Here is a 23794-nt window from a genome sequence, read left to right on the forward strand (position 1 = left end):
CGAATCGGTGACAGCGCCGGGCACGGCGCGCGCCCGGCCCGGGGGGATCTCAGGACTGGGTGCGCGGGTCCAGTGCGTCCCGCAGCCCGTCGCCGAACAGGTTGAACGCGAGGACCGTCAGGAAGATCGCGAGACCGGGGGCGAGCATGAAGTTCGGGGCCGCGTTGTAGAAGTCGACGGCCTCGGAGAGCATGCCGCCCCAGGTGGCGGTGGGCGGCTCGACGCCGACCCCGAGGAAGGACAGGGCGGCCTCGAAGAGGATGTTGGTCGGGATCAGCAGCGTCGCGTAGACGAGGATCGGCGCGACCAGGTTGGGCAGCAGCTCCTTGCGCAGGATGTAGAAGTTCGACGCGCCGAGGCTGCGCGACGCCTCGACGAACTCGCGTTCGCGCAGGCTGAGGGTCTGGCCGCGGATGATCCGGCCGATGTAGGGCCAGTTGAAGAACCCGATGATGAAGACCAGGATCGCGATGCGCAGGCCGTTGCCCTGGAGGCCGAAGGCCGCGTCGGGGATGACCCCGACCAGGGCCATGGCGAACAGCAGCAGCGGGAAGGCGAGGAAGATGTCCATCAGCCGGCTGATGACCGCGTCGACCCAGCCGCCGAAGTACCCGGCGACGATGCCCATGACCGTTCCGATGACGACCGAGACCAGGGTCGCCAGGAAGCCGATGAGCATGGAGATGCGCGCGCCGTAGACGATGCGGCTGAAGATGTCGCGGCCGGTGACCGGCTCGACCCCCAGCAGGTGGTCGGCGCTCATCCCGCCCCAGGGGCTGTTGGCGGTGCTCAGGATGGGGTCGATGACGTCGAGGTTCCAGGTGTTGGGCGGGTGGCCCAGGAACCGGACGATCAGGGGCGCGAACACGGCCACGAGGGCCATGAAGACCACGAAGCCCCCGCCGATCATGGCGACCTTGTCCTGGCGCAGGCGCATCCAGGCGATCTGGCCGAGGGAGCGGCCGCGGTCGGAATTCTTCGCCAGTTCGGCGACGGCCTCTGGTCGGGCCTGTTCGGCCGAGCCGGGTACGTCCAAAGGCGCGGTCATTGCACCACTACTCCCCCACTACTTCCACTCCGTGTGCCGTCGGCACGGTGGTGCCGTGCCCGGCGGATCCGCCGTCACCGGGGGGCGGGGTGGTGCCCCACCTCCGGTGGCCGGTGGGCACGGCGGCCGTACCCCCCGAAAGCGAACAGAGCCGATACAGGTCGTGCACCCTTCGGTGCACGGCGAACAATCTACGCCCGGGTAACTCGCCGATCGCCCAATTGGCATTAATGTTTCCTAATCGTGACGCGGAGCACATATGCCCGACATACAACGTAATGTGACGCAATGCGCGCCACGCGCCACCGAGCGTGCCGGACCTGGGACAACAGCCTTTGCCGCCGCATATGTACGCCCGATACTTCGCGGCATGCCAGGGAAATCCGGGGCACCCGCATTTCACGCTCGTGCCGAAAAAGAAAACGAGCACGCCCCGGCCCGGCCGGGGTGTGCTCGATGCATACACGCGGGCGCGACCGCCCCTTGCGGCGGCGCCCGGGGCGCCTATTCGATCCCGTGCTTGCGCAGCAGATCCTCGATGTCGCCCATGTCGTCGTCGCCGCTCTTCTTCGCGGCGGGCCCCTTGGCCGGCCCGCCGATCCCCGCCGCCGGGCCGCGGCCGGACTCCGCGGATTTCGGCTGCCCGGAACCGGACGCCTTCTCCTTGGCCGCCCCCGCGCCGCGCGACCGCATGACGCCCGAGACCACCCACAGCACCGCCGCCAGCGCGGCGACCCCGACCCCGGCCCACACCAGCGGGTTGAACACCAGACCGACGAAGAACCCGAGGAGGTCGAAGACCAGCCGCCAGAGGATGGACATCAGCCCCATGAGCCCCACCGCCAGCGGCAGCAGCGACCACGAAATGGCGCGCAGCCCCGACGCGGCGCCCTTCCGGCGCCACACCACCCACGAGATCAGCAGCCCCACGACGGTGAGGGCAGCTCCCAGCATCGGACCTGCGATCGGCAACTGTTCCGGCATGGCCCCAGTGTCGCATCCCCCGCCATCGCCGCACATCCGGCGAGTCCCCTAGGGACGGCCGTGTCGCCTGCGGGCGGAGGGACGGTCGGTCCACCGCCCGGCTGGCGGTTTCCCGGAGCGCGGCCATGGCGCAAATGTAGCGCGCGGCCCCGCAATTGGGCCACCATTCTGCATTGGCGTCGAATGTTCACCGGTTTTCTCCGGTGAACACATCGGCACATTCGCCCCGATTACCGCCGCATAAACGCACCGGTGTCCCGGGGCTACCCCCGGGCGCCGGCCACCAGCCGCTCCAGCCAGTCCAGGTCGATACCCTCCAGGGAGTCCACAATGGTCAGCCCCTCGGCCGGCGGAACCGGAGGCCCGGCGGGAACCGCGACCGTCACGCACCCGGCCGCCAGCGCCGAGGCCGCGCCGACCGCCGAGTCCTCGAAGGCCACGCACAGCGCCGGGTCGACCCCCAGCTCCCGGGCCGCCTTGAGGTAGGGCTCGGGGTGCGGCTTGTTGTGCGCCACCTCGTCGCCCGCGACGGTGGTGTCGAACTCCGCCACCCCGATGGCGCCGATGGTGGCCTCGATCAGCACCCGCTCGGTCGAGGTCACCAGCGCCGAGGGCACCGCCGAGCGCGCGACCCGGGCGACCAGCTCCTTGGCGCCGGGCCGGGTCCCGGGCCCGGCGGCCAGCCGCCGGGCGTAGGCCTCGTGCAGCCGGGCAGTGACCTGGGCGGGCTCCAGGTCACTGCCGGTCAGCTCGATGATGTAGCGGGCCACCGGCTCGGCGGCGCCACCGATGCAGCGCCGGTGGTCCTCCTGTGTCCACACCCCGCCCAGCGCGGCCACGGTCTCGGCCTCGGCCGCACCCCACAGCCCCTCGCTGTCGATGAGGGTCCCGTCCATGTCGAAGAGCACGCCCTGCAAAGCGGCCCCGTTCCCACTCGTCATACGTTGAAGTACTTCGCTTCGGGGTGGTGGATCACGATGGCGTCGGTGGCCTGCTCCGGGACCAGCTGGAACTCCTCCGACAGGGTGACGCCCACGCGCTCGGGCTCCAGGAGCTTCATGATCTTGGCGCGGTCCTCCAGGTCGGGGCAGGCGCCGTAGCCCAGGGAGAACCGGGCGCCGCGGTAGCCGAGCTTGAAGAACGCGTCGAGGTCGGCCGGGTCCTCCCCGGCGAAGCCCAGCTCGGCGCGGACCCGGGTGTGCCAGTACTCGGCGAGCGCCTCGGTGAGCTGCACCGACAGCCCGTGCAGCTCCAGGTAGTCGCGGTAGGCGTTCTTCTCGAACAGCTCCTTGGTGGCCCGGCTGATCGCCGAGCCGACCGTGACCACCTGGAAGGCGACGACGTCGGTCTCGCCCGACTCCTTGGGCCGGAAGTAGTCCGACAGGCACAGGTGGCGGTCGCGGCGCTGGCGCGGGAAGGTGAACCGGGTGCGCTCGGCGCCGTCCTCGTCGAGCACGACGAGGTCGTCCCCCTCGCTGTAGCAGGGGAAGTAGCCGTAGACCACGGCGGCCTCCAGCAGGCCGTCGGTCTGGATCCGGTCCAGCCACATGCGCATGCGCGGGCGGCCCTCGGTCTCGACCAGCTCCTCATAGCTCGGGCCGTCGCCCCGCTTGGAGCCCTTGAGTCCCCACTGCCCCATGAACGTGGCGCGCTCGTCGAGGAAGGCGGAGTACTCGGCCAGCGGCACGCCCTTGCTGATCCGGTCGCCCCAGAACGGGGGCTCGGGCACGGGGTTGTCGGTCGCGACGTCGCTGCGCGCCGGCATGTCCTCGGGCTCGGTGACCTTGAGCTTGGCGCCGCCGCTCACCCGGCGCTTGCGCAGGGCGGGCAGCTCCGCGCCCTCGACCCCGCGCTTGACGGCCATGAACGCGTCCATCAGCCGCAGCCCCTCGAACGCGTCGCGCGCGTAGCGCACCTCGCCGTCGAACCGCTCCGCAAGGTCCTGCTCGACGTAGGAGCGCGTGAGCGCCGCCCCGCCCAGCAGAACGGGGTAGCGCCCCGACATGCCGCGGGAGTTCATCTCGTCGAGGTTCTCGCGCATGATGACCGTGGACTTCACCAGCAGTCCGGACATGCCGATGACGTCGGCGCGCCGCTGCTCGGCGGCCTCCAGGATGGTGGAGACCGGCTGCTTGATGCCGAGGTTGACGACGTCGTAGCCGTTGTTGGACAGGATGATGTCGACGAGGTTCTTGCCGATGTCGTGGACGTCGCCCTTGACCGTGGCGAGCACGATGCGGCCCTTGCCGTCGTCGTCGCTCTTCTCCATGTGCGGTTCGAGGTGGGCCACCGCGGCCTTCATGACCTCGGCGGACTTCAGCACGAACGGCAGCTGCATCTCACCGGAGCCGAACAGCTCGCCCACGACCTTCATGCCGGCCAGCAGGGTGTCGTTGACGATCTCCAGGGCGGGGCGCTGCCCCAGCGCCTCGTCGAGGTCGGCCTCCATGCCGACCAGCTCGCCGTCGATGATCCGCCGCTCCAGGCGCTCCCACAGCGGCAGCGCCGCCAGCTCCTCGGCGCGCGAGGCCTTGAGCGCCTTGGCGTCGACGCCCTCGAACAGCTCGAGGAACCGCTCCAGCGGGTCGTAGCCCTCGCGGCGCCGGTCGTAGACCATGTCCAGGGCGACCTGGCGCTGCTCGTCGGGGATCCGGTTCATCGGCAGGATCTTGGAGGCGTGCACGATCGCGGAGTCGAGGCCGGCCTCGACCGCCTCGTGCAGGAACACCGAGTTCAGCACGATGCGGGCCGCCGGGTTGAGCCCGAAGGAGATGTTGGACAGGCCCAGGGTGGTCTGCACCCCGGGGTGGCGCCGCTTGATCTCCTTGATGGCCTCGATGGTCTCGATGCCGTCGCGCCGGGTCTCCTCCTGGCCGGTGGCGATGGGGAAGGTGAGGGCGTCGACGATGATGTCGCCGGCCTCCATGCCCCAGGTCCCGGTCAGCTCCTCGATGGCGCGGGTGGCGACGCGGGCCTTCCAGTCGGCGGTGCGCGCCTGGCCGTCCTCGTCGATGGTCATCACGGTGACGGCGGCGCCGTGCTCGCGCACGAGCGGCATGATGCGGTTGAAGCGGGAGTCGGGGCCGTCGCCGTCCTCGTAGTTGACGGAGTTGACGACCGCCCGGCCGCCGATCATCTCCAGGCCGGCCTCGATGACCGCGGGCTCGGTGGAGTCGAGCACCAGCGGCAGGGTGGAGGCTGTGGCCAGCCGGGAGGCGAGCTCGCGCATGTCGGCGACGCCGTCGCGGCCGACGTAGTCGATGCACAGGTCGAGCAGGTGGGCGCCGTCGCGGATCTGGTCGCGGGCGATCTCGACGCAGTCGTCGTAGCGCTCCTGGATCATCGCCTCGCGGAACTTCTTGGACCCGTTGGCGTTGGTGCGCTCGCCGATGGCGAGGTAGCTGGTGTCCTGGCGGAACGGCACGCTCTGGTAGAGCGAGGCCGAGGAGGGGACGCGGTGCGGGCGGCGGTTCTTGATGCCGCGGCCCTGGACGCGCTCGACCACCTGGTGCAGGTGCTCGGGGGTGGTGCCGCAGCACCCGCCCACCAGGGAGAGGCCGAACTCGGTGGTGAAGGTGTCGTGGGCGTCGGCGAGCTCGTGGGGCTGGAGGGGGTAGACCGCGCCGTCGGCGCCCAGCTCGGGCAGGCCGGCGTTGGGCATGCAGGACAGGGGCACCCGGGCGTGCTGGGACAGGTGGCGCAGGTGCTCGCTCATCTCGGCGGGGCCGGTGGCGCAGTTGAGGCCGATGACGTCGATGCCGAGGGGTTCGAGCGCGGTGAGCGCCGCGCCGATCTCCGAGCCGAGCAGCATGGTGCCGGTGGTCTCGATGGTGACCTGGGCGATGATGGGGATGTCGGCGCCGGCGGCGCGGCGGGCGCGCTGGGCGGCGATCACCGCGGCCTTGGTCTGGAGGAGGTCCTGGCAGGTCTCGATGAGGATGGCGTCGGCGCCGCCCTCGATGAGACCGCGGTGGCACTGCTCGTAGTAGTCGCGCAGGACGGCGAAGGTGACGTGGCCGAGCGTGGGGAGCTTGGTGCCGGGCCCCACCGATCCGAGCACATAGCGGGGGTGGTCGGGGGTGGCGTACTCGTCGGCGACCTCGCGGGCCAGGCGGGCGCCGGCCGCGGCGAGCTCGTGGGTGCGTTCGGGGATGTCGTATTCGCCGAGGGCGGAGAAGTTGGTGCCGAAGGTGTTGGTCTCGACACAGTCGACTCCGGCCTCGAAGAACGCCGCGTGGGTGGCGCGGACGACGTCGGGGCGGGTGACATTGAGGATCTCGTTACAGCCTTCAAGCCCCTCGAAGTCGTCGAGGTCGAGGTCGTGGGCCTGGAGCATGGTGCCCATCGCTCCGTCGGCGACGATGACACGCTGGGCAAGGGCGTCCCGGAAGGAGAGGCGAGAGCTCATAACCCTTCACTCTAGTGTCAGCGGTCCGGTCGCGGCCGAGGCCGGGGGCTTCCTGCCGGGGCACCGCCGCGATCGGCCAGGTCAGACGACCGCCCACCGATGTCCGAAATGTCCGGCCGCTTCCGATCACGATACCGCACACCGTTACACCACCGGGCCTTCAACCCATAGGCTGGTGTCGGTCCGCCCGAGTGGCCGGAGTACGCGGCGGGTGACCGCCACATACGCTGCGGCGCGGGAGGGCCCCGGGTGCGTGCGGCGCGCGCCCGTGGACGAGCAACCGACCGGGCCGCCGCAGCCGCGGCGCCCGGAATGTGAGGAGGCGGCCGGTGCCTGAGCTCGACAGCGTTCCCGAGCTCGTCGAGCCCGTCATGGTGGCCGCGTTCGAAGGCTGGAACGACGCCGGCGAGGCCGCGAGTGCGGTCGTCGAGCATCTGTCCTCGGTCTGGGACGCCGACGAGCTGCTCTCTCTGGAGCCCGACGACTACTACGACTTCCAGGTCTCGCGCCCGCGCGTCACCATCGTCGACGGCGAGCACCGCGGCGTGACCTGGCCCAGCACCCGGGTGTCCATCGCCCGCCCGGCAGGGGCGCGCTCCGATGTGGTGCTGGTCAGCGGCTCGGAGCCGAACATGCGCTGGCGCGGGTTCGCCGCCGACCTGCTGGCGATCGCCCGTGAGCTGGGCGTGCGCCGCGTGGTCCTGCTGGGGGCCCTGCTGGCGGACTCCCCGCACACCCGGCCGGTCCCGGTCACCGGCGTGACCAGCCCCGGGGAGCTGGGGCGCGCGCTGCACCTGGAGCCCACCTCCTACGACGGCCCCAGCGGCATCGTGGGGGCCGTCCACGACGTCTTCTCCTCGGCGGGCCTGGAGGCGGTGTCGCTCTGGGCGGCCATCCCGCACTATGTGGCGCAGCCGCCGTGCCCCAAGGCCACCCTGGCGCTGCTGCGCAGGGTCGAGGACGTCCTCGACCTCACGGTGCCCATGGGCGACCTGCCCGAGGAGGCCCGCGCCTGGGAGCACGGGGTCGACGAGCTCGCCTCCGAGGACGACGACATCGCCGGCTACGTCCGCAGCCTGGAGGAGGCCAAGGACGCCGCCGAGCTGCCCGAGGCCACCGGCGAGGCCATCGCCCGGGAGTTCGAGCGCTACCTCAAGCGCCGCAGACGGGGTTAGGCGCCCGCGGGGACCGCTCGAGCCCAGGGGAGCACGCGCGCCACCTCAAGCGCCGCAGGCGCGGCCAGGGCGGCTCGCGAACCTCCCGCGCCCCCGCGACACGCCCGGGCGTCGCGTGGCCCCGGACGGATCCGGGCACGCCTCCGCCGCCGGCCCGCGGCGGCGGAGGCCTGTGCCCGCCGGGGCCTCACAGGCCGATGCGCCGCCATTCGCCGGTCGCCAGCACGGTGGCCCAGGCGCCGGCGATCCGGGCCAGCCCGCGCCGCACCTCGTCGACGACAGCGGGTGCCAGGACCGAGGTCGCGGCGGCCTCCGGCGGTTCCAGCCGGACGGTGACCCGCAGGCCGTCCAGAACGCGCTGGCCGCGCGCCAGGGCGTCGGCGTCGGCCGGCTGCCCGGAGGCGCGGCGCAGCACCGCGCGGATGCCGTCGCGCAGGGCGATCGCCTCGTCGAAGTCGGCGAGGGTGATGGGGATGGCGCCGTCGGTCGCGAGCCGGTGCTCGCGCAGGAACCGCGCGAGGTCGGCGCGGTCGCCGAGGGAGTCGCCGGTGGCCACGAAGGCCCGCACCAGCGCGGCGGCGGCGCTGTGTTCGTAGGGGGTGGTCATGGTGCCTATCCCACCACGGAACGCGGCCCGCCACGGCCGTTCACCGCATCCGAGACCACATTCGGCCTCGGGTGAACCCCCGTACCCGGGGCGAAAGCCGCTGAAGGCCGCCGTTCGAGCACGAGCAGACCGGCGGGGCGGCGCCCGTCGGCCGGACCGCGGCCGCGCAACGATCAGGAAGGCACCGCTACAGGCCGACGCCCAGCAGGGTGCCGGCGATGTCGCGCACCAGGGCGGGGGCCGCGGGGTCGCCGCCGCTCTGCGACGCCAGTGCCCGGGCCGCCCAGTCGTCGATCACGGCCGCCGCCGTGGCGGCGTCGAGGTCGTCGGCGAGGGCGGCGCGGACCCCGTCGAGCACCGGCAGGGCGTCGGGTCCGGCGGGCAGCGCCACGGCGGCGCGCCAGCGGGCCAGGCGCTCCTCGGCGCCGGCGAGCAGGGAGTCGGTCCAGTCCCAGGCGGTGCGGTAGTGGTGGGCGAGCATCGCCAGCCGGATGGCCATGGGGTCGACGCCGCGCTTGCGCAGCGCGGAGACGAACACCAGGTTCCCGCGCGACTTCGACATCTTCTCGCCGTCGAGCCCGACCATGGCGACGTGCACGTAGGCCTGGGCGTGCGGGCCGGTCCCGGCGACGCTGCGGGCCTCGACGGCGCCCATCTCGTGGTGCGGGAAGACGAGGTCGTCGCCGCCGCCGTTGAGGTCGAACCCCATGCCCAGCTCGTTCAGCGAGATCGCGGAGCACTCGACGTGCCAGCCCGGCCGGCCGCGGCCCAGCGGGGAGTCCCAGGCGGGTTCGCCCGGGCGCTCGGCGCGCCACAGCAGCCAGTCCAGGGGGTCCTTCTTGCCCGGCCGGCCGGGGTCGCCGCCGCGCTCGGCGAACAGCTCCAGCATGGTGTCGCGGTCCAGGCCGCCGACCTCGCCGAAACGGGGGGCGGACTGGGCGGCGAAGTAGATGTCGCCGTCGAGGTCGTAGGCGGCGCCGCTCTGGCGGATCCGCTCCACGAACGAGGCGATGAGGTCGATGGACTCCACGACCCCCACGTAGGCGCGCGGCGGCAGGATGTGCAGCGCCGCCATGTCCTCGCGGAAGACCTGGATCTCACGTTCGGCCAGTTCCCGCCAGTCCTCGCCGTTGGCGGTGGCGCGCTCCAGCAGGGGGTCGTCGACGTCGGTGGTGTTCTGCACGTAGTCGACGGCGTGGCCGGCGTCGCGCCACACGCGCCCGACAAGGTCGAAGGTCAGGTAGGTGAAAGCGTGGCCGAGGTGGGCGGCGTCATAGGGGGTGATGCCACAGACGTACATCCGTGCGGTCGGCCCGGGGTTCGTGGTGCGCAAGGCGCCGGTGACGGTGTCGTGGACACGGAGCGGGCCGCCGTTTCCGGGCAGGCGGACGAGGTCGGGCGCAGGCCATGAACGCATGATCCGAGACTATCGGCCGACCTACGACGTGACACCCCCGGCCCGGTGTCGGGCCGCGAGAGGAATCTCCCGGCCGGAGCGGGAATTCCCGGATGGCCCCGGGATCAGCGAGTGCGTCCGGCCCGGCCCAGGTCAGGGCCGCACACCCTCACGAAACACCGGATCTCCCGGCCGGAGAGCGAAACCCCGGGCGGTCCCCGGATCAGTGCCCCGGGCCGGCCCGCCCCTGGTCACGCCGGTGGGCGCTCATGATGGAGCGGACGGCAAGGACCACCGCGAGCGCGCACAGCACCGCCAAGGCCTCGTTTCCGGCGCGCCAGTGCACCACCGCCGCGCCGAAGGAGACCACATAGAGCAGCCAGTAGGCGCCCTGCTCCAGGCACCGGGCCCGGAGGGCGGTCTCGGTGCCGGCGCCGCTGCGTCGTGGTCCGGTCATGGCGATGGCGTCCGTGCTCCCTCGTGGTTCCACCGTTAGGACGTCCGCCGTGGTCAACGGGTTTACGCGCGAGGAAAACAGCGCCTACAGCACCATGCGCCACGACCCCTCGGCCCCCGGGGCGGCGGTGAAGGCGTAGCGCAGGACCTCGCGGTCGCAGGCGATGAGGGTCATGGAGGAGCTCGCCCACAGCCGCCCGCCGCCGAGGTCGACGCGGGCCAGGAGCGAGGAGGGGTCGCCGCCCTCGGCGCCGGGGCCGTCGACGCGCGGCGGGCCGGCGCCGGCGGAGTCGAGCAGCCGCAGCCAGGCGCCCCAGATCTCAGCGGGGCCGGTTGCGCCGCGCAGGGTGCCGCTGCCGGGCGTGGGGCGCTCGCGGGCGAACACGGGGGTGTGGCGGAGCACCCGGGGGTCGGTGTCGTCGAGCCCGGAATTGACGATGACGGTGACCCCGGGGTCGAGCCGGTGGTCGGTGAAGTCGCGGCCGTCCCACCCGTACACGCGCGCGCCATCGGGGCCGGCCGCCAGCAGGTGGAAGGGCTCGTAGTGCCGCAGCTCCCCCGGGTCCAGGCCGAGCACGCCGGTGGCGGCCGCCCGCAGCGGCAGCCCGCCGCGGCTGATGCGCTCCTCGCCCGGCTCGACGGTGGTGCCCATGGGCGGCACGCCCGCGTGGGGCCGGCCGTTGAGGACCGCGCCCACGCGCGGCACCGGCGCCCCGCTGCCGGGGGCGGGCGCAACGGCCAGCCAGGTGCCGCCCGCGCTCTCGTCGAGCCCGCCGACCAGCCCGGGGCGGCCGGGCCAGTGCCGCCCGGGCCGGCGCCACGGCCGGTCCAGCAGTTCGTCGCGGATCGCGGCCACCACGAGCGGCACTTCGGCCCCGGGGTCGAAGCCGACGATCACGGTGCACATGCGCGCCTCCTCCGATACACCCCCAACGTGCGTCCCTCACCGCGGGTTCCCGCGGTGTCCCTTAAGCTTCAGGACTGCCGGGCCACCGCCCGGGCCCCCTCCCCGAAGCTTGGAGCGTGATGTGACCGCGCACGGAGACCGACGCGGGCGGACGGCGCCGCTCTTGGACGACGTCCGCGGGCTGTCCGCGGCCGAGGTCGCCGAGCGCGTGGCGGCCGGGCGCACCAACGACATCCCCGTGCGGGCCAGCCGCAGCGTCGGCCAGATCATCCGCGGCAACCTGCTGACCCGGATCAACGCCATGATCGCCGTGCTGTTCGCGATCATCGCGGTGATCGGCCCCGTGCAGGACGGCCTGTTCGCCCTGGTCATCGTGTTCAACACGCTGATCGGCATCGTGCAGGAGCTGCGCGCCAAGCGCACCCTGGACCGGCTGGCGATCGTCAACGCCGCGCGCCCGCGGGTGCTGCGCGACGGCGCCGCGGCCGAGGTCACCCCGCAGGAGATCGTCCTCGACGACGTCATCGAGCTGGTGCAGGGCGAGCAGGTCGTGGTCGACGGCGACGTCGTCTCGGCAACGGCGCTGGAGATCGACGAGTCGCTGCTCACCGGCGAGTCCGACCCGGTGGTCAAGCGCCCCGGCGACCGGGTGATGTCGGGGAGCTTCGTCGTGGCCGGCAGCGGTCGGTTCCGCGCCACCAAGGTCGGCCGGGCCGCCTACGCCGCCCGCCTGGCCGAGGAGGCGAGCCGGTTCTCGCTGGTCCACTCCGAGCTGCGCTCGGGGGTCAACCGGATCCTGAAGTTCATCACCTGGGCGCTGTTCCCGGTGGGCGGGCTGCTCATCTTCAGCCAGCTGGTCCTGGGCGGGCACGTCACCATCGACGGGACCGCGGCACCGGGCGGCCAGGTCTCGGGGCCCTTCGCCGACGCGCTGCGCGGGATGGTCGCGGCCCTGGTGTCCATGGTGCCCGAGGGGCTGGTGCTGCTGATCAGCATCGCGTTCGCCGTGGGGGTGGTGCGGCTGGGCCGGCGCAACTGCCTGGTCCAGGAGCTGCCCGCGATCGAGGGCCTGGCGCGCGTGGACATCGTGTGCACCGACAAGACCGGCACTCTGACCGAGAACGGGATGCGCTTCACCGGGATCCGCGACCTCGGCGGCGGCACGGGCCCGGCCGGCGGCGACGCCCCGGCCGCGGTCCTCGCGGCCCTCGCCGCGGCCGACACCAGCCCCAACGCCAGCATGGCCGCCATCGCCGAGGCCGCGGGCCCGGCGCCCGAAGGCTGGGAGCCGGTGGCCGTGGCCGCGTTCTCCTCAGCGCGAAAGTGGAGCGGGGCCAGCTTGGCCACCCCCGCCGGGGAGCGCCACTGGGTGCTGGGCGCCGCCGACGTGCTGGCCCCGGGCACCCCCGAGGCGGCCGAGGCCGAGCGCATCGGCGCCCAAGGCCACCGCGTCCTCCTGCTGGCGCGGGCCGACGGCCGCGTGGACGCCCCCGGCGCGCCCGGGGCCCTGGCTCCCGTGTCCCTGGTCGTCCTGGACCAGCGGGTGCGCACCGACGCCGCGCCGACCCTGGACTACTTCGCCGACCAGGGCGTCGAAGTCAAGATCGTCTCCGGCGACAACGCCGCCGCCGTGGGCGCGGTCGGCCGCGAGGTGCGCCTGCCGGGCGCCGACTCCCCCACCGACGCCCGCGCGCTGCCCGAGGACCCCGGCGCCTTCGCCGACGAGGTCGAGAAGGCCACCGTGTTCGGCCGGGTGAGCCCCGAGCGCAAGCGCGACATGGTCACCGGGCTGCGCGGCCGCGGGCACACCGTCGCCATGACCGGCGACGGCGTCAACGACGTGCTGGCGCTGAAGGAGTCCGACATCGGCGTGGCCATGGGCTCGGGCAGCGCGGCGTCGCGGTCGGTGGCGCAGATCGTGCTGCTGGACGACCGCTTCGCCTCGCTGCCGGCGGTGGTCGCCGAGGGGCGCCGGGTGATCGGCAACATCGAGCGCGTCGCCAACCTGTTCCTGACCAAGACGGTCTACTCGATGACGATGGCGACCATCGTCGGCGTGCTGGCCGTGGCCTACCCGTTCTTCCCCCGCCACGCCACGCTGATCAACGCGGTCACGTTCGGCATCCCGTCGTTCTTCCTCGCCCTGGCCCCCAACAACGAGCGCGCCCGCCCCGGGTTCGTGGGCCGCACGCTGCGGCTGGCGGTGCCCGCCGGGCTGATCAGCGGGCTGGCCGCGGTCACCACCTACCTCCTGGTCCTCGACGGCGCGCCGGCGCCGGCCCTGACCGACCGCACCGCGGTCGTGGTCACGCTGTGCGCGACCACGCTGTGGGTGCTGCTGCTGGTCGCCAAGCCCTATGTGTGGTGGAAGGTGGTCATGGTCGGGGGCATGGTCGGGCTGCTGCTGACCGCGATGCTGACCCCGGTGGGGCAGGCGTTCTTCGCGCTGGACATCAGCGACCCGGCCAAGCTCACCACCGCCCTGGTGGTCGCGGGCGTGGCCGCCACGCTCATCACGATCGTGCGGATCTGCGACGACCTGATCGTCCGCCGCATCCGGGAGCGCCGGGAGCGGGAGGAGTCCACGGCGGCGGAGCACGGCGCGGGCGTCTGAGCCCCGCCCGCGCCGTTCAGACCGGCGGCCAGGGGATGGCGGGCCAGTCGGGCGAGGGGTAGGGGTGGACCCGGTGCTCGCGCAGCAGGTCGACGCGGCGGCGCACGGCGTAGACCTCGGGCCCGGTGAGGTGGCGCCGCAGTTCGGCCGACAGCGGGGAGTCGGCCCGTTCGAGCTGGCGGTGCACGGCGTCGAGGGCGGCCAGCGCGCCGGGCTCCAACGGCTCGCCCTGCCACTGCCACAGCACGGTGCGCAGCTTGTAGTCCTCGGCGAAGGCCACCCCGTGGTCGCACCCGTAGAGGTGGCCGTCGACAGTGGGCAGCAGGTGGCCGATCTTGCGGTCGGAGTTGTTGATGACGGCGTCGAACACCGCCATGCGGCGCAGCCCCTCGTGGGTGCGGTCGCGGGACAGGCCGATCAGGTCGACCCGGTCGTCGCCGTCGATCCACAGCTGGACCATGCCCTCGCCGAAGGGGCCGTCGCGGTGGACGGTGGGCGGGACCACGCCCCAGCCCAGCGCCTCGGACACCGCGAAGGCGGCGACCTCGCGCCCGGCGAGGGTGCCGTCGGGGAAGTCCCACAGGGGGCGTTCGCCCGCGACGGGCTTGTACACGCAGGCCGCCGCGGTGTCGCCGGAGCTCACGGTGCAGTACAGGGTCGCGTTCGAGGCGTCGGTGAGCCGCCCGGCGACGGCGAGGTCGCCGGTCCGCAGCAGCTCCATGGCGTCCGTCGAGGACAGCCGTTCGTACGACGCGGTCATGCCGTCCCCGTCCCCTTCCGTGTGGTTCAGATCCCGCCCGGTTTGTACCCATTCTGCCGCGGACAGATGTGCCCGGCCGGGTCGAGGGGCTGCCCGCACAGCGGGCAGTTGGGGCGCCCGGCGGCCACGACCTTCATGGCGCGGCCGGCGAAGGCGCGCGCGGCGGCCGGGGTCAGGTGCACGCGCAGGACGTCGCGGGTCTCGGGGGCGTCCTCGGCGAAGACCTCGACCTGCTCCTCGGGGACGGTGCCGTCCTCGGCCTCCTCGACCTGCTGGGCCTCGATGATGACACGCGCGGAGTCGGCGTCCCAGGCCAGGGCCAGGGTGCCGACGCGGAAGTCCTCCTCGATGGGCTGGAGCAGCGGGCCGTCGTCGATCTCCTCGGCCCCGGGCGCGGTGTCGCCGGGCTGGTCGCCGAAGCGGCGCCGCACCTCCTCCAGCAGCTCCTCGATGCGTTCGGCCAGCGCCGACACCTGGGCCTTCTCCAGCACGACGCTGGTAATGCGGCCCTCGCCGCTGGCCTGGAGGAAGAACGTGCGGTCACCGGGCTGGCCGACGGTGCCGGCCACGAAGCGCTCGGGGGGGTCGTATTGGAAGACGGGCATGGGAAGAACCCTAGAGGATCGCGCTCACCCTCGCGATTCGCCGGTCAGGGGCGCGCCGCCGCACCGCCCGCACCGCCTCCGACAGCGGCGTCGCCCGAGGCGTCGGCGGGGGTGGGCACGAGGCCGTCCACCTGCCCGCCGGTGTCGTTGAGGCGCATGACAAAGGGGCGGGTGCGCGTGTAGCGGATGACGGTGAGCGAGCAGGGGTCGGCCTGGATGCGCTGGAACTGGTCGAGGTGCAGGCCCAGGGCGTCGGCGACGATCGCCTTGATGACGTCGCCGTGGCTGACGACGGCGTAGACGGGCGCCGGGTCGGCGGCGGTGAGCCGGGCGTTCCAGTCGCGGACGGCGGCCACGGCGCGTTGGGCCATGGCGGCGAGCCCTTCGCCGCTGGGGAAGACGGCGGCGCTGGGGTGGGTCTGGACGACGCGCCACAGGGGTTCGGCGGCGAGGTCGCTGAGGGTGCGCCCGGTCCAGTCGCCGTAGTCGCACTCGCTGAAGCGGGCGTCGGTGATGATCTCGCGCCCACCTGCGGCACCGGCCAGGGCCTGGGCGGTCTCCTGGCAGCGCTCCAGCGGGCTGGTGACCAGGGCGGCGAGGGGGACCTTGGCCAGCCGCTCGGCCAGGGCGGCGGCCTGGCCGCGCCCGCGGGCGTCGAGGTGCAGCCCGGGGCGGCGGCCGGCCAGGATACTGCCGGTCAGCTCGGTGAGGCCGTGGCGGATGAGCAGGAGCGTGGCGACCGGTTCGGGAGGCGGCTGATGCGCTGGGGTGCCCATGGTGGGCACCCTAGCCGCTCCTGGTCCGCCGGGGCGATGCGCACCGGCGGACCGGTTCGGTGTCGGGCGGTCAGCCGGTGGTGGCCGGCTGCTGTCCCTGCTCCTGCCCCTGGGGAACGGACTCCTCCTCCGGCCGGTCGCGCGGGTCGTAGACCTGCCCGGTGGCGGGGTCGATCGGCAGGCCGGTCTGGGGGTCGATATCGACGTCCATGCCGGTCTGCGGGTCGCGGTGGATGCCGGTCTCGGGGTTGCGCGGCAGGCCGTTGTCGGGGTTGATGGGCCACCCGGTGGTCGGGTCGATGCTCGGCTCGGGCGAGGGCTCGGGGGACGGGCCGGCCTCGGCGGAGGGCGTCGGCGAGGGCTGGGCCTCCTCCTCGGTGATGACCGGGTCGTCGGCGGTGGTCTGCCCCTCGGAGCCGCCCTGCGGGTCGAGCCACCCGAAGCTGACCAGGGTGAGGATCAGGATGCCCAGCGCGATCCGGTAGTAGACGAACGGCATGAAGCTGTTGGTGGAGATGAAGCGCATGAACCAGGCGATGACGGCGTAGCCCACCACGAACGCAACGAGGGTGCCGACGATGGTGGCGCCCCACCCGGCGTATTCGTCGCCGCCGATGTCGGTGAGCTGGTAGGCGCCGGAGGCGAAGACGGCCGGCATGGCCAGCAGGAAGGCGTACTCGGCGGCGTCCTTGCGCTGGAAGCCCAGGAGCATCCCGCCGGTGACGGTGGCGCCGGAGCGCGACACGCCCGGGATCAGCGCCAAGGCCTGGAAGAAACCGAAGATGATGCCGCGCTGGGCGGTGAGATCGTTGAGCTCGCGGTGCTTGCGCGTGTACCGGTCGACCAGGCCGAGGATGACGCCGAAGATGATCAGCGTGAGGGCGATGAGCCGCAGGTCGCGGAAGACCGTGCCGATCTGCTCCTCCAGCAGCAGCCCGATCACGCCGATGGGGATGGTGCCGATGATGAGGTACCAGCCCATGCGGGCGTCGATGCTGCGGCGCACGTCCTTGTTGACGAAGCCGCGGCACCAGGCGGTGATGATCTTCCAGACCTTCTGCCGGAAGTAGATCAGCACCGCGAGCTCGGTGCCGAGCTGGCTGACCGCGGTGAACGCCGCGCCCGGATCGGGCCAGCCGAAGAAGGCGGAGAGCACCCGCAGGTGGCCACTGGACGAGATCGGCAGAAATTCCGTCAGTCCCTGGATCAGTCCGAGGATGACGGCCTCAAGGATGGACACGGCGGGCGTTGCTCCTGGCTGGTCGGTTCTGTCGCGGGGGCGCCGAGGCCCGGGATCGCGGTCCGGCGGCGAGGATGCGACGGGCACGGCTGAGGGGATCGTTCCGCCCCGCACCACGCAGATGCAGGGCCCCGGCGGGTGACCGGGGGACCGGACCGGTCCACGCGAACGCGTCCCGGTCGATGTGCAGGGGGCGGACTCCGGCAGCTTACTGTGAACCGGGCGGTCGAAGTAGCCGGGGGCCCGTGGCCGAAAAGCCGTAATCCATAGGGCATCCCGAGTTGAAACACCCGTGACCCGGGCATTCGCGACTTTTTCCTCTCATCGGTTTCCACGGTGCGTGCCACCGACTCCGACACTGTTACGCGGTACTCTCCGCGCCATGGAACAGCGACAGGTCGGCGGGTCGGGGCTCTGGGTGGGGCGCACTGCGCTGGGCACCATGACCTGGGGCAAGGACACCTCCGAAGACGAGGCCGGAGATCAGCTCACCGCCTTTGTGGACGCCGGTGGAACGCTCGTCGACACAGCCGATATCTACGGCAACGGACAGAGCGAGCGCATCGTCGGACGCCTGGTGAACGGGGTGATCCGCCGCGAGGATGTGATCATCGCCACCAAGGCCGGGCACACCCCCGAGGGCTACCGCCCCGGCGACCTGTCGCGGCGCCACCTGCTGGGCGCCCTGGACGCCTCGCTGCGCCGGCTGCGGTGCGACCACGTCGACCTGTGGCAATTACACCTCTACGACCCGCGCACCCCGGTGGAGGAGACCCTCGCCGCCGTCGACACCGCGGTGGCGTCCGGCCGCGTGCGCTACGTGGGGGTGGGCGACGTCGCGGCCTGGCACCTGGCCAAGTACGCCACCTGGCAGCGCGCCGCGCCCGGGCGCTCCCCGGTGGTCTCGGCCGGGACGGAGTACTCGCTGCTCAATCGCGCGGCCGAACGCGACCTCCTGCCCGCGGCGGGGGACCTCGGCGCCTCACTGATCGCCTGGTCGCCGCTGGGCAGGGGCGTGCTCAGCGCGAAGTACCGCACCGGCGTCCCCGGCGACTCCCGCGCGGCCCTGCCCCACATGGCGTCCTATGTCGAGCCCTACCTGCGCGAGCGCAGCCGGCGCATCGTGGAATCGGTGTGCACCGCCGCTGAGGGCCTGGGGGTGTCGCCGCTGGCCGTCGCACTGAGCTGGGCCCGCGACCGCCAAGGCGTCGCCGCCGCGGCCGTCGGCCCGCGCACGGCCGCCCAGCTGGAGGAGATCCTCGCCACCGAGGCCATCGAACTCCCCCGCGAAATCCGCGACGCCCTCAACGACGCGTCCACGCCGCCCGCGTCCTGACCGCGCAACACCTTCCACACGACCGACAGGAACCGCGCCCCCACACCGCCCACCCGTCGACCACGCCGTGACACGCGCCGATGGCCATGGCGCTGAGCTCGCACCCGACCCACCCGGGCCACGCCTCCACCCCGCCGGCCTCCCGACCACGCAACGCCTTCCGCGCGACCTGCAAGAACCGCGCCTCAACCGCGCCGGCCTCCCGGCCGCGCAATGCCTTCGGCACGACCGCCAGGAACCGCGCCCCCTCCCCGCCCGCACCTTGACCGCGCGCCCGCGCCCGTCGGCCGCTCCCCCGCGGTGCACCTCCGGTCATCGCTAAGCTCCCTTGGGCGGTCACCGACGACCGCCGCGACCACCGTCATAGGAGGGGCTGCCGCCATGGCCGAGGCGTCGATTCCGCAGGCCGGAACCGAGGAGGGCGCGAAGGTCGCGACGGCCGCCGCATCCGGCGGCGGGCCCGTCGAGCGCACGCGGGCCGTCCTGGCCGCGATGGGCGCCCCCGAGGCGCTGGCGGCCCCCCTGGTCACGGCGCTTGGACCCGCGGCGGACACGGAGCTGACGGCCGACCCCTGGCGGCTGCTCACCCTGCCCCGCATCACCCCCGAGCAGGCCGACTACTGCGCCCGCCGCGCGCTGGGCGACGCCGCCTCCCCCGACGACCCGCGCCGCGGCAGGGCGCTCGTGGCGCACCTGCTGCGCCGCGCGGCCCGCGAGGGCCACACCGCTCTGGAGGAGCAGCGGCTCACGGCGGCTCTGCGCTCCGCGCAGGTGCGCGCCCCCGCCCCGGCGCTGGCCGCGGCGGTGGAGGACGGCGGCGTCGTGGTCTACGAGGCGGTCGAGGAGCCCGACGACGACTTCGGGTTCGACGACGGCGAGGCCCCGGAGATGCCCGACCCCGACCGCTACTACGCGCTGGCCCGCATGGGCCGCGCCGAGCAGGCCCTCGGCGCGGGCATCAGCCGGCTCACCGCCTCCGGCGAGCCGATCATGGACGCCTACACGGCCGCCGAGACCGTCGAGGCCGCCGGCCGTCGCCTGGGCGCCGACGTCGCACCCGAGACCGCGGCGGCGCTGGTGGCCGTCGCCCTGCGGAACGTGTGCGTGCTGACGCACGGCGGCGGCGCGCAGGCCGCGATCGCCCACGTGCTGGCGTGCGCCGAGGCGATCGCGACCGACAGCGAGGTCGGCATCGCCGTCGCCGCGCCCACCGCGCAGGCGGCCGCGGCGCTCAACGACGCCATCGCCGCGCTGGACGGGGACACCGAGGTCCGCGCGGTGCCGCTGTCCCGGCTCCTGGAGTGCCGCGCACCGGGCGAGTTCGCCCGCACCGCCCGCAACCCCGTCGAGGCGGGCCTGGTGGTGGTGGCCGGTGCGATGGCGCTGGACGTGGAGCATGCGGCGGCGCTGGTCGACGCCTGCGCCAACGGCACCCACCTGGTGCTGATCGCCGACCCGGCGCAGGCCCCCTCGGCCGCTCCCGGCCAGGTGGTGGCCGACCTGGTGGCATCGCGCACCGTCACGGTCGCCGCGCTGCCCGGCGCCCCCGACCCTGACTCGGACCCGCTGGCGCGCATGGCGGCCCTGGTCGCCGACGGCGAGCTGGGGGCGGTCGAGGCGCCCGGCCGGGAGGTCGTCGTCGTGCCCGCGGGCTCGGCCGCCGAGGCGGCGCACCGCACCGTCCAGCTCGTCACCGACTCCATTCCCCGCGCGGTCGGCGTCCCCGCCGACCAGGTGCAGATCATCTCCGCGACGCGCGGCGGCGAGGCCGGGACCGACGCCCTCAACACCGCCTGCAAGCAGCGGTTCAACCCGGGCCCCGGGGCCCTCGCCGGGCTGGACCCGGGCGACCGCGTGCTCATCGCCGCCGACGGCCCCGGGCACTGCGCGGGCGACACCGGTCGGCTGCGCGCCGCCGGCCCCGATGGCGCCGAGGTCGAGCTGGCCGACGGCTCGGTCGCCACGGTCTCCGACCCGGCGGCGCTGCGCCCGGGCTGGGCGATCACGGTCGCGGCCGCCCACGGCGGCCGGTGGCCCGCGGTGGTGGCGGTGTTCCCACCCGAGACGCGGGGGTCGCGGCCCCAGGTGTACACGGCGGTGAGTGCCCCGCTCAAGCACCTCTCCATCGTCCACGCCGCCGGCCCGGCGCTGGCCCAAGCCGTACTCGACTCCGCCACGATCACCCGCCGCACCCGCCTGGTCCAGGCCCTGCGCGAGAGCTGAGTGGGGTGCCGCGGAGCGCTTCCCGGTGTGGTCGGCATGGTGTGGACTGTGCCCCTGTACCGACGCACGATATCGAGGGGAGACCGGCACGTGTCCGCCCAATGGGAGTACAAGGTGCAGACCTACGCGCGCAAGACGTATGGGTTCAACTACGACCGGATCGAGAGGGATCTCAACGACCTCGGCCGTGAGGGGTGGGAGGTGGTCGGTACGCTCGCCGACGCCTACATTTCGGACGGGCCCGACGAGATCGCCGTGCTCCTGAAGCGGCCCGGCGCCTGACATCGCGGTGGCCGCATCGGGCGGCGGCCACCCGCGTCGGCCGGCACGCTTTTCCGCGACTTTGACGCCGGTTTCACCGCACCGCCCCACCATGGCACTGGAGGCAGGTCCGGTACGGGGAAACACGTCGAAGAGGAGCCCGGCCCATGACGGCGACGGATGACACACGAGCACCCGGGTCCGCTCCGGGGGCGGTGCCCACGCTTGCGGAGCGGACCGAGGCGCTGCGGGACCTGAAGGCGGCGGTGGCCGCGGGCCCGAGTGAGCGCGCGACCGAGCAGCAGCACGCGCGCGGCAAGCTCACCGCCCACGAGCGCATCGGACTACTGCTGGACAAGGGCTCCTTCACCGAGATCGAGGGCCTGCGCCGGCACCGCGCGACCGGGTTCGGCCTGGAGGCCAAGCGGCCCCACACCGACGGCGTCGTGACCGGCTGGGGCACCGTGGACGGGCGCACGGTCTTCGTCTACGCCCACGACTTCCGGATCTTCGGCGGGGCACTCGGCGAGGCGCACGCCGCCAAGATCCACAAGATCATGGACCTCGCGGCCGCCGCGGGCGCGCCGCTGGTCAGCCTGAACGACGGGGCGGGCGCGCGGATCCAGGAAGGTGTCACGGCGCTCGCCGGGTACGGCGGGATCTTCACCCGCAACGTCCGCACCTCGGGGGTCATTCCGCAGATCAGCGTGATGCTGGGCCCGTGCGCCGGCGGCGCCGCCTACTCCCCCGCGCTGACCGACTTCGTCTTCATGGTGGACAAGACCTCGCAGATGTTCATCACCGGCCCCGATGTGGTCGAGGCGGTCACCGGCGAGAAGATCACCCACGACGACCTGGGCGGCGCGCGGGTGCACGCCAACGTCAGCGGCGTCGCCGCGTTCGACTTCGACAACGAGGAGGACTGCCTCGCCGAGGTCCGCTACCTGCTGTCCTACCTGCCCTCCAACAACCAGGAGCTGCCGCCCCCGGCGGCCACGGCCGACCCGGCCGACCGGCGCGCCGAACGGCTGGTGGACCTGGTTCCCAGCGAGCCGGGGCGCCCCTATGACATGCGCGAGGTCATCGAGGAGGTCGTCGACGACGGCGAGTACCTGGAGGTGCAGGCGTCGTGGGCGCCCAACCTCATCTGCGCGCTGGCGCGGATCGACGGCGGGGTGGTGGGCATCGTCGCCAACCAGCCGATGTCGCTGGCCGGGGTGCTCGACATCGACGCCTCCGACAAGGGGGCCCGGTTCGTCAACACCTGCGACGCGTTCAACATCCCGCTGGTCACCCTCGTGGACGTGCCGGGGTTCCTGCCCGGCGCCGACCAGGAGCACAACGGCATCATCCGGCACGGCGCCAAGCTCCTCTACGCCTACTGCCAGGCGACGGTGCCGCGCATCCAGGTGATCCTGCGCAAGGCCTACGGCGGGGCCTACATCGTGATGGACTCCCGGTCCATCGGGGCCGACCTGTCGCTGGCCTGGCCGGGCAACGAGATCGCGGTGATGGGCGCCGAAGGGGCGGCCAACGTGGTCTTCCGCCGGGAGATCGCCGCCGCCGAGGACCCCGAGGCGCGCCGGGCGGAGCTGGTGGAGGCCTACCGCGACGAGCTGATGCACCCGTTCTACGCCGCCGAGCGCGGCCTGGTGGACGACGTCATCGACCCCGCTGAGACGCGATCGGTGCTCGCGCGCTCCCTGGCGGCGCTGCGCCGCAAGGAGTCCGCGGCCCCCTACCGCAAGCACGGCAACCCGCCCATGTGACACCGAGGTGAGGAGGTGCGGTCCCCACCCGTGCCAACGGCGCGCGCAGCGGAGGGGACCGCGATCGACATGACCCAGCAGATGCAGGCGGCGGCACCCGAGGCCGCGCCCGAGGCCCTGTCCCTGTTCGAGGTGCGGCACGGGAGCCCCGGCCCCGCCGAGCTCGCCGCCGCCGTGGTGGTGCTGGCGTCGGTGCTGCGCCCCCAGGCGGGCGCGGACGACGACGCGGGGTCCGCGGCGCTGCGGGCGCCGTGGACCCGTTCGGCGACCTACCGTCCGCCGGGCTCCTGGCGCGTTCCCGCCGCCGTGCGGGCGGACTGACCTGCCGGAGCGGCCCGGCGGGGCGTCAGGGCGCGGCGGTCAGGACCGCGCGCCGGGCGTCCCGCCCGGCCGCACGGGGCGCGTCCTCGGCGAGGACGCGGTGCTGGAGCGCGCGCAGTTCCGCCGAGGGGGCGACGCCCAGCTCCTCGTCGAGGACCGCGCGCACCTCCAGGAAGGCGACGAGCGCGTCGGCGCGCCGCCCCGACAGGTGCAGCGCCTCGATCAGGCGGGCGTGGAACCACTCGTTGAGCGGGTGGGCGGCGACGAGGTCGCGCAGCTCGGGCACGAGCGAGCGGTGCTCGCCCAAGCGCATGCGCGCTTCGATGCGCTGTTCGACGGCCTGGATGCGCAGTTCCTCCAGCCGCCGGACGTGACCGCGCAGCAGCCGGCCGGCCGCGACGTTCTCCAGCGGGCGGCCCTGCCAGGTCCGCAGGGCGGCGAGGCCCGCCTCGGCGGCCTCGCGGTTGCGGCCCTCGGCCAGCAGGCGGCGGCCGTCGTCGACCAGCCGGGTGAAGACCTCGGTGTCGAGCAGGCCGGGCTCCAGGACGGCGGTGTAGCCGGGCGGGCGGGTGGCCAGCATCGCGTCGGCGCCGGGGCCCGCCTGCTCGGCCAGGAAGCGGCGCAGGTGGTAGACGTGGGTCCGCACGGTGCTGACGGCGTGGCGCGGGGGTTCGCGCTCCCACAGCTCGTCGATCAGCGTCTCGACGTCGACCACGTGCCCGCGGTTGAGCAGCAGCAGTGACAGCAGCGCGTTGACCTTGGGCCCCTTGAGCGGGCGGGTGGCGCCGTCGACGGTGACCTGCACCGGGCCGAGCAGCGAGAACCGGACGGTCTGCGACATCGTTGCGTCTCCCCTGGTTGAGCCGTTCCGCCGGGGCGGTCCGGCGCGTGTACCCATCTCACCCCGG

Annotated in this window: 20 protein-coding genes; 7 read left to right on the forward strand and 13 right to left on the reverse strand. The window is 73.3% G+C overall.

Annotation, left to right across the window (positions count from 1 at the left end; translation table 11 throughout):
* Window positions 1–49 precede the first annotated feature (49 nt).
* The 4 genes from ACFOVU_RS08185 to metH all read right to left on the reverse strand — a co-directional run bounded on the left by ACFOVU_RS08185 (window position 50) and on the right by metH (window position 6440).
* A complete protein-coding gene (locus ACFOVU_RS08185; protein ID WP_378531446.1) occupies window positions 50–1048 on the reverse strand; it encodes an ABC transporter permease in 999 nt (332 codons plus the stop codon).
* Window positions 1049–1552: 504 nt separating this feature from the next.
* On the reverse strand, window positions 1553–2032 hold the full coding sequence (locus ACFOVU_RS08190; RefSeq protein ID WP_378531448.1) for a cellulose synthase: 480 nt from the start codon (window positions 2030–2032) through the stop codon (window positions 1553–1555).
* 263 nt (window positions 2033–2295) lie between these two features.
* Window positions 2296–2973: an HAD family hydrolase gene (locus tag ACFOVU_RS08195; RefSeq protein ID WP_378531449.1), complete on the reverse strand. Its 678-nt coding sequence runs from the start codon at window positions 2971–2973 to the stop codon at window positions 2296–2298.
* Window positions 2970–6440: a methionine synthase gene (gene metH / locus ACFOVU_RS08200; RefSeq protein ID WP_378531450.1), complete on the reverse strand. Its 3471-nt coding sequence runs from the start codon at window positions 6438–6440 to the stop codon at window positions 2970–2972. Before metH ends, ACFOVU_RS08195 begins: the two co-directional genes overlap by 4 nt.
* Window positions 6441–6769: 329 nt before the next feature.
* Between metH and ACFOVU_RS08205 the strand changes: the two genes are divergently transcribed.
* Entirely contained in the window at window positions 6770–7615 is an 846-nt protein-coding gene (locus ACFOVU_RS08205; RefSeq protein ID WP_378531451.1) for a PAC2 family protein, read from the forward strand.
* A 187-nt stretch (window positions 7616–7802) separates the two neighbouring features.
* Here ACFOVU_RS08205 and ACFOVU_RS08210 read toward each other — a convergent pair whose 3' ends face one another.
* The 4 genes from ACFOVU_RS08210 to ACFOVU_RS08225 form a co-directional block, all read right to left on the reverse strand.
* The gene (locus tag ACFOVU_RS08210) at window positions 7803–8222 is read right to left on the reverse strand and encodes an ABATE domain-containing protein (RefSeq protein ID WP_378531453.1); all 420 of its coding nucleotides are present in this window, start codon (window positions 8220–8222) and stop codon (window positions 7803–7805) included.
* A 187-nt stretch (window positions 8223–8409) separates the two neighbouring features.
* Complete coding sequence (gene mshC / locus ACFOVU_RS08215) at window positions 8410–9639, reverse strand: cysteine--1-D-myo-inosityl 2-amino-2-deoxy-alpha-D-glucopyranoside ligase (RefSeq protein WP_378531454.1); 1230 nt, start codon at window positions 9637–9639, stop codon at window positions 8410–8412.
* A gap of 202 nt (window positions 9640–9841) precedes the next feature.
* Entirely contained in the window at window positions 9842–10075 is a 234-nt protein-coding gene (locus tag ACFOVU_RS08220) for a hypothetical protein (protein ID WP_378531456.1), read from the reverse strand.
* Between the two features lie 84 nt (window positions 10076–10159).
* A complete protein-coding gene (locus ACFOVU_RS08225) occupies window positions 10160–10981 on the reverse strand; it encodes an NRDE family protein (RefSeq protein WP_378531457.1) in 822 nt (273 codons plus the stop codon).
* Window positions 10982–11102: 121 nt separating this feature from the next.
* Here ACFOVU_RS08225 and ACFOVU_RS08230 point away from each other — a divergent pair, with 121 nt between their 5' ends.
* Window positions 11103–13595, forward strand: a complete 2493-nt coding sequence (locus tag ACFOVU_RS08230; protein WP_378531459.1) for an HAD-IC family P-type ATPase — start codon at window positions 11103–11105, stop codon at window positions 13593–13595.
* Window positions 13596–13611: 16 nt separating this feature from the next.
* Here ACFOVU_RS08230 and ACFOVU_RS08235 read toward each other — a convergent pair whose 3' ends face one another.
* From ACFOVU_RS08235 to ACFOVU_RS08250, 4 genes are all read right to left on the reverse strand, one after another.
* Complete coding sequence (locus ACFOVU_RS08235) at window positions 13612–14355, reverse strand: SCO1664 family protein (protein WP_378531461.1); 744 nt, start codon at window positions 14353–14355, stop codon at window positions 13612–13614.
* A gap of 26 nt (window positions 14356–14381) precedes the next feature.
* Entirely contained in the window at window positions 14382–14960 is a 579-nt protein-coding gene (locus ACFOVU_RS08240) for a DUF3090 family protein (protein ID WP_378531463.1), read from the reverse strand.
* Window positions 14961–15004: 44 nt separating this feature from the next.
* The gene (locus tag ACFOVU_RS08245; RefSeq protein ID WP_378531465.1) at window positions 15005–15736 is read right to left on the reverse strand and encodes an MSMEG_4193 family putative phosphomutase; all 732 of its coding nucleotides are present in this window, start codon (window positions 15734–15736) and stop codon (window positions 15005–15007) included.
* A gap of 70 nt (window positions 15737–15806) precedes the next feature.
* Window positions 15807–16976 carry an undecaprenyl-diphosphate phosphatase gene (locus ACFOVU_RS08250; RefSeq protein WP_378531467.1) on the reverse strand — a complete coding sequence of 390 codons (1170 nt, stop codon included), beginning with the start codon at window positions 16974–16976 and terminating at the stop codon, window positions 15807–15809.
* A 382-nt stretch (window positions 16977–17358) separates the two neighbouring features.
* Between ACFOVU_RS08250 and ACFOVU_RS08255 the strand changes: the two genes are divergently transcribed.
* From ACFOVU_RS08255 to ACFOVU_RS08275, 5 genes are all read left to right on the forward strand, one after another.
* On the forward strand, window positions 17359–18312 hold the full coding sequence (locus ACFOVU_RS08255) for an aldo/keto reductase (protein ID WP_378531469.1): 954 nt from the start codon (window positions 17359–17361) through the stop codon (window positions 18310–18312).
* Window positions 18313–18693: 381 nt separating this feature from the next.
* On the forward strand, window positions 18694–20535 hold the full coding sequence (locus ACFOVU_RS08260) for a helix-hairpin-helix domain-containing protein (RefSeq protein ID WP_378531471.1): 1842 nt from the start codon (window positions 18694–18696) through the stop codon (window positions 20533–20535).
* Between the two features lie 90 nt (window positions 20536–20625).
* Window positions 20626–20817, forward strand: a complete 192-nt coding sequence (locus tag ACFOVU_RS08265) for a DUF4177 domain-containing protein (protein WP_378531473.1) — start codon at window positions 20626–20628, stop codon at window positions 20815–20817.
* A gap of 146 nt (window positions 20818–20963) precedes the next feature.
* Complete coding sequence (locus ACFOVU_RS08270) at window positions 20964–22565, forward strand: acyl-CoA carboxylase subunit beta (RefSeq protein ID WP_378531475.1); 1602 nt, start codon at window positions 20964–20966, stop codon at window positions 22563–22565.
* A 69-nt stretch (window positions 22566–22634) separates the two neighbouring features.
* Window positions 22635–22886, forward strand: coding sequence for an acyl-CoA carboxylase epsilon subunit (locus tag ACFOVU_RS08275; RefSeq protein ID WP_378531477.1), 252 nt, complete (start codon window positions 22635–22637; stop codon window positions 22884–22886).
* Between the two features lie 25 nt (window positions 22887–22911).
* Here the strand turns inward: ACFOVU_RS08275 and ACFOVU_RS08280 are convergent, their stop codons facing one another.
* Window positions 22912–23727, reverse strand: a complete 816-nt coding sequence (locus ACFOVU_RS08280) for an AfsR/SARP family transcriptional regulator (RefSeq protein WP_378531479.1) — start codon at window positions 23725–23727, stop codon at window positions 22912–22914.
* Window positions 23728–23794: the final 67 nt, after the last annotated feature.

Origin of the sequence: Nocardiopsis sediminis (assembly GCF_042650565.1) — a bacterium.
GTDB lineage: Bacteria > Actinomycetota > Actinomycetes > Streptosporangiales > Streptosporangiaceae > Nocardiopsis_B > Nocardiopsis_B sediminis.

Bases quoted from the DNA above. Each gene is read 5' to 3' on its own strand.
- ACFOVU_RS08275 (WP_378531477.1), top strand. From the start codon at position 22,635: ATGACCCAGCAGATGCAGGCGGCGGCACCCGAGGCCGCGCCCGAGGCC.
- mshC (WP_378531454.1), bottom strand. From the start codon at position 9,639: ATGCGTTCATGGCCTGCGCCCGACCTCGTCCGCCTGCCCGGAAACGGC.
- ACFOVU_RS08245 (WP_378531465.1), bottom strand. From the start codon at position 15,736: ATGGGCACCCCAGCGCATCAGCCGCCTCCCGAACCGGTCGCCACGCTC.
- ACFOVU_RS08255 (WP_378531469.1), top strand. From the start codon at position 17,359: ATGGAACAGCGACAGGTCGGCGGGTCGGGGCTCTGGGTGGGGCGCACT.
- ACFOVU_RS08260 (WP_378531471.1), top strand. From the start codon at position 18,694: ATGGCCGAGGCGTCGATTCCGCAGGCCGGAACCGAGGAGGGCGCGAAG.
- ACFOVU_RS08240 (WP_378531463.1), bottom strand. From the start codon at position 14,960: ATGCCCGTCTTCCAATACGACCCCCCCGAGCGCTTCGTGGCCGGCACC.
- ACFOVU_RS08280 (WP_378531479.1), bottom strand. From the start codon at position 23,727: ATGTCGCAGACCGTCCGGTTCTCGCTGCTCGGCCCGGTGCAGGTCACC.
- ACFOVU_RS08210 (WP_378531453.1), bottom strand. From the start codon at position 8,222: ATGACCACCCCCTACGAACACAGCGCCGCCGCCGCGCTGGTGCGGGCC.
- ACFOVU_RS08235 (WP_378531461.1), bottom strand. From the start codon at position 14,355: ATGACCGCGTCGTACGAACGGCTGTCCTCGACGGACGCCATGGAGCTG.
- ACFOVU_RS08225 (WP_378531457.1), bottom strand. From the start codon at position 10,981: ATGTGCACCGTGATCGTCGGCTTCGACCCCGGGGCCGAAGTGCCGCTC.
- ACFOVU_RS08185 (WP_378531446.1), bottom strand. From the start codon at position 1,048: ATGACCGCGCCTTTGGACGTACCCGGCTCGGCCGAACAGGCCCGACCA.
- metH (WP_378531450.1), bottom strand. From the start codon at position 6,440: ATGAGCTCTCGCCTCTCCTTCCGGGACGCCCTTGCCCAGCGTGTCATC.
- ACFOVU_RS08195 (WP_378531449.1), bottom strand. From the start codon at position 2,973: ATGACGAGTGGGAACGGGGCCGCTTTGCAGGGCGTGCTCTTCGACATG.
- ACFOVU_RS08190 (WP_378531448.1), bottom strand. From the start codon at position 2,032: ATGCCGGAACAGTTGCCGATCGCAGGTCCGATGCTGGGAGCTGCCCTC.
- ACFOVU_RS08220 (WP_378531456.1), bottom strand. From the start codon at position 10,075: ATGACCGGACCACGACGCAGCGGCGCCGGCACCGAGACCGCCCTCCGG.
- ACFOVU_RS08270 (WP_378531475.1), top strand. From the start codon at position 20,964: ATGACGGCGACGGATGACACACGAGCACCCGGGTCCGCTCCGGGGGCG.